Source organism: Streptomyces mangrovisoli (assembly GCF_000974985.2).
Lineage (GTDB): Bacteria > Actinomycetota > Actinomycetes > Streptomycetales > Streptomycetaceae > Streptomyces > Streptomyces mangrovisoli.
Genome location: NZ_LAVA02000150.1, coordinates 1 through 4,530 on the forward strand (window position 1 = coordinate 1; position 4,530 = coordinate 4,530).

The window sequence follows — 4,530 nt, forward strand, 5'->3', positions numbered from 1 at the left end:
CGGGGCAGTGTCCATGTGCGGCTCCGCCGCGCGTGCGTGATCAACCACAGACGGCCCGCAGGCCAGGCACCTGCCGATAAAATCGACCGCATTGTGTCTGAGTCCGCGAACACCCCCACAGCCCCCCACCACGCCCCCGGCGCCTCCGTCCGCCACACCCGGGCCAAGGGAGAGCCGCGCTTTCCCGACGGTCCCATGGCCGACCCCGCCGGATCGCACTTCGAGCGCCGCATCCGCAGCTTCCAGCCGCGCCGCAGCCGCGTGACCGCCGGCCAGGCCGACGCCCTCCAGCGGCTCTGGGCCGACCGGGGCCTCGACATCGACGGGCACGCGGTCGACCTGCCCGCGCTGTTCGGGAACGACCGACCCGTCGTGCTGGAGATCGGCTTCGGGATGGGCGAGGCGACCGCGCAGATGGCCGCCGCGGACCCCGGCACCAACATCCTCGCCGTGGACGTGCACACCCCCGGCCAGGGCAATCTGCTGGGCCTCGCCGAACGCGGCGGCATGACCAACATCCGGGTGGCCAACGGCGACGCGATCATCCTGCTGCGCGAGATGCTCGCACCGGACTCGCTGGCCGGCCTGCGCGTCTACTTCCCGGACCCGTGGCCGAAGAAGCGCCACCACAAGCGGCGGCTGATCCAGCCGGAGTTCCTCGACCTCGCCGCGACCCGCCTCGCGCCGGACGCGATCGTGCACTGCGCGACGGACTGGGAGCCGTACGCCGAGCAGATGCTGGAGGTGCTGGAGGCACACCCGATGTTCGTGAACAGCCGGCCGGAGGGCGGTTTCGCGCCGCGTCCCGCGTTCCGGCCGCTGACCCGTTTCGAGGGCCAGGGACTGGACAAGGGACATGTGGTGAACGACCTGCTCTTCCGCCGCGTACAGCCTGACGACCAGCCCTGACATCGGGCACCGTCGCGGGCTGTGCCCTCCGTCGTTAGGGTCGATGCCGTGGCCATCCGTCAGCCCTGCCCCCCACTCCCCGGCCATCCGCCCGGCGGCGCGCCAGGACGCGTCCGCTGGTGGCAGCGCGCGTTCGTCCGGTACGGCGTCCTGACCACCCTGCTCGCCCTCTCCGGTCTGGTCATCCTCGCCCTGGTGCGGGAACAGACCGGCACGGAGGGCTTCCTGGTGGGACTCGGGCTCGCCGTGCTGCCCGTGCCGCTGCTGATAGCCGCCTTCCGCTGGCTGGACCAGGTCGAACCGGGTCCCTGGCGGAACATCCTGTTCGCCTTCGCGTGGGGCGCCTGCGCGGCGGCCCTGATAGCGATCGTCGCCAACAGTTTCGCGACCAGATGGATAGCGACGGCGACCGCGGACCCCTCGCACGCGGACACGCTCGGCGCCACGGTGATAGCGCCCGTCGTGGAGGAGTCCGCGAAGGCGGCGGCCGTGCTGCTCGTCTTCCTGTTCCGCAGACGGGACTTCACCGGGATCGTCGACGGCGTGGTGATAGCCGGGGTCACCGCCACCGGCTTCGCGTTCACCGAGAACATCCTGTATCTGGGCACCGCGTTCGGCACCGACCAGCTCACCGGGGACACCGGCATCGCCTCCGTGACCGCGGCGACGTTCTTCGTGCGGATCGTGCTGTCCCCGTTCGCGCACCCCCTGTTCACCGTCCTGACCGGCATCGGCTTCGGCGCCGCCGCGCTCGCCCCGGACCGCCGGCGGGTGCGCCGGGTGCTGCTGCCGCTGGCCGGACTGCTGCTCGCGATGGCCCTGCACGCGATCTGGAACGGCTCGTCGTCCTTCGGCGAGTTCGGCTTCTTCACGGTCTACGGCGCCTTCATGGTGCCCGTGTTCGCGCTGCTGACCTGGCTGATCGTCTGGACCCGGCAGCGCGAGCTGAGGACCGTCCGCGAGGAGCTGCCCGCCTACGTCCTGGCCGGCTGGCTGACGCCCGCCGAGCCGTTCGTGCTCGGCTCGATGCGGGCGCGCAACGTGGCGCGCGAGTACGCCCGCCACTATCACGGCCGGGCCGCGGCCCGCGCGGTGGCCGAGTACGAGGCGTACGCCACCACCCTGGCGTTCCTGCGGCACCGGGGGCGCAAGGGGCGGGCGGGCGCCGACTTCGTCGTACGGGAGGCGGAGCTGCTCCAGGAGCTGTGGCGGCGCCGGCACATCGCGCGCCCGGCGCTCGACCACGCGGCGTACCAGGTCTGGCCCGGCTACGCGATGGCCCCGTCGGCGCACTGGGGCCCGCCCCTGATCCACGGCCGGCCGACGGGGCCGTATCCCGTCCACAACCCCTATCTGACCTGAGACCGGGCCGGACGGCCGGATCCGACCGTCCGGCCCGAGACCGGCCGCGGCCCGGCCGGACCCGGCGGGCGGTTACGCGGAGGCCTGGTTCAGCTTCGTCAGGTCCTCGTCGGTCAGCCGGAGATCCGCCACCGCGAGCAGCGCCGGGAGCTGCTCCGGCGTGCGGGCCGAGGCGATCGGGGCGGCCACCGTGGGCTGCGCGGCCAGCCAGGCCAGGGCGACGGTGGCGTGCGCGGCGCCGTGGGCGGCGGCGACCTCGTCGAGGGCCGCGAGGACCTTGCGGCCGCGCTCGGTCTCCAGGTGCTTGGCCGCACGCCCGGCGCGGGCGCTGTCCACCGTGGCACCGGGGCGGTACTTGCCGGTGAGGAAGCCCGCCTCCAGCGAGAAGTACGGCACGGCCGCGAGGCCCTCGCGCTCGGCGAGGTCCTGGAGCGGGCCCTCGTAGGTGTCGCGGGAGACGAGGTTGTAGTGCGGCTGGAGGGCGACGTACCGGGCGAGGCCCTCGCGGTCGGAGAAGTCCAGCGACTCCTGCAGGCGCTCCGGGCTGATGTTGGAGGCGGCGATGTGCCGCACCTTGCCCGCCTTCACCAGCTCGTCGAGCGCGCCGACGATCTCCTCGACCGGCACCTCCGGCTTGTCGAAGTGCGTGTAGTACAGGTCGATGTGGTCGGTGCCGAGGCGGCGCAGGGAGGCGTCGGCGGCGGCCTTGATGTTGGCGGCGGACAGGCCCGGGAACTCGGGGTGCTGGCTGACCTTGGTGGCGATGACGACGTCGGAGCGGTTGCCGCGTTCCTTGACCCACTTGCCGATGACGGTCTCGGACTCACCGCCGTGGTTGCCCTCGATCCAGGCGGTGTAGGAGTCGGCGGTGTCGAGGAAGTTGCCGCCCGCGGCCGCGTAGGCGTCGAGCACGGCGAAGGACTGCGCCTCGTCGGCGGTCCAGCCGAAGACGTTGCCGCCCAGGTTGAGGGGGAAAACTTCGAGGTCCGAGGAGCCGAGCTTGCGAAGGGAAGTCATGCTCCGTGACAACGCCCGGTCCGGGGGCCGGTCTTCCGGTCGCGCCGCAAAGTTCCCGTAAACAAGCGGAGTCGAACATTCCGACGCGGGGTCGCACACGGGGAGCACGCGCGAGGACCGGCGGCCCAGACAGCGGGGGGATGCCGTCAGGGCCGCCGGGGAACGGGGGGCGGGCAGGTCAGGGGTTGAGGCCCTTGCCGCGCAGCCACGTCATCGGGTCGATCGCGGTGGCCTGGCCGTTCGGGTGCACCTCGAGGTGCAGGTGCGGGCCGGTGACGTTGCCGGTGGCGCCGACGCGTCCGATCACCTCGCCGGTGGAGACCTTCTGGCCGACCGAGACGCTGATCGACGACTGGTGGCAGAACCACAGCTCGGTGCCGTCGTCGAGGGTGATGATCGTGCGGTAGCCGTAGGAGCCGGCCCAGCCCGCCTCGGTGACCGTGCCGCCGTGGACCGCCTTGATCAGCGTGCCGGTGGGCGCGGCGAAGTCCAGGCCGGTGTGGTAACCGGACGACCACAGGGTGCCGGCCTGACCGAAGGTGCCGGTGATCGTGTACGACACGACCGGCAGGGTGTACTCCGCGGCCAGCTTCTCGGCGGCGGCCTTCTTCTCGGCGGCCGCCTGGGCCTTCTTCTTCGCGGCCTCGGCCTGGGTCGCGGCGGCCTTCTCGGCCGCGGCGGCGGCGCTCGCGGCCTGCTCGTCGGCGACCGCGTCGGCCTGGGTGACGGCCGCGTCGGCGGCCTGGCTCTTCTGCGCCCCGGCCTGCGCGATGATCCGGTTGCGCAGCGCCTCGCCCGCGTCGGAACCCTTGGACGCGGTGCCGGTGCTGTCGCTGTTGCTGTCGTCGGAGTCGGTGGCCTTGTGGTCGTCGTGGCCGAGCAGGGAGCCCACGGACGGCAGGTCGGGCAGCGAGATGGAGACCGGCGGCTTGGCGGTGCTGGCGCTGGCCATCCCGCCGGCGCCGACGGCGGCTATGACGCCTACGCCGAGAACCGTGGAGCTGCGGGCGAGTCCGCCGCGCTGCTTGGCGACGCGGTGCCGGCCCTTGACCGGGCGGACGGAATCCTCGGTGGGATTCCACTCCTCCCACGGGCCGTCGTCGGTGCGGGGAGCGCCGTAGGCGAAGGCATCGCTGTCGCGCTGGCCGGGCACGAACGGGGCTTGCGTGAGGGGACGGTTCGACGCCACGTGGGCGTGCTCCTTCCTTCCTTCTCGCCTACCGGGTTAGCTGACGGGTTCGG

The 4,530-nt window shown here is 72.6% G+C and carries 4 protein-coding genes; 2 read left to right on the forward strand and 2 right to left on the reverse strand.

Going from position 1 to position 4,530, the window contains the following annotated elements; all coding sequences use genetic code 11:
* Positions 1-93 precede the first annotated feature (93 nt).
* A complete protein-coding gene (gene trmB / locus WN71_RS38210; protein WP_071369943.1) occupies positions 94-909 on the forward strand; it encodes a tRNA (guanosine(46)-N7)-methyltransferase TrmB in 816 nt (271 codons plus the stop codon).
* 48 nt (positions 910-957) lie between these two features.
* On the forward strand, positions 958-2,271 hold the full coding sequence (locus tag WN71_RS38215) for a PrsW family intramembrane metalloprotease (protein WP_071369944.1): 1,314 nt from the start codon (positions 958-960) through the stop codon (positions 2,269-2,271).
* Between the two features lie 72 nt (positions 2,272-2,343).
* On the opposite strand, the gene WN71_RS38220 is transcribed toward WN71_RS38215, so the two are convergent.
* Together WN71_RS38220 and WN71_RS38225 are read right to left on the reverse strand one after the other, a co-directional pair.
* Positions 2,344-3,288, reverse strand: a complete 945-nt coding sequence (locus WN71_RS38220) for an aldo/keto reductase (RefSeq protein WP_071369945.1) — start codon at positions 3,286-3,288, stop codon at positions 2,344-2,346.
* A gap of 178 nt (positions 3,289-3,466) precedes the next feature.
* Positions 3,467-4,477 carry a M23 family metallopeptidase gene (locus WN71_RS38225; RefSeq protein WP_071369946.1) on the reverse strand — a complete coding sequence of 337 codons (1,011 nt, stop codon included), beginning with the start codon at positions 4,475-4,477 and terminating at the stop codon, positions 3,467-3,469.
* Positions 4,478-4,530 lie beyond the last annotated feature (53 nt).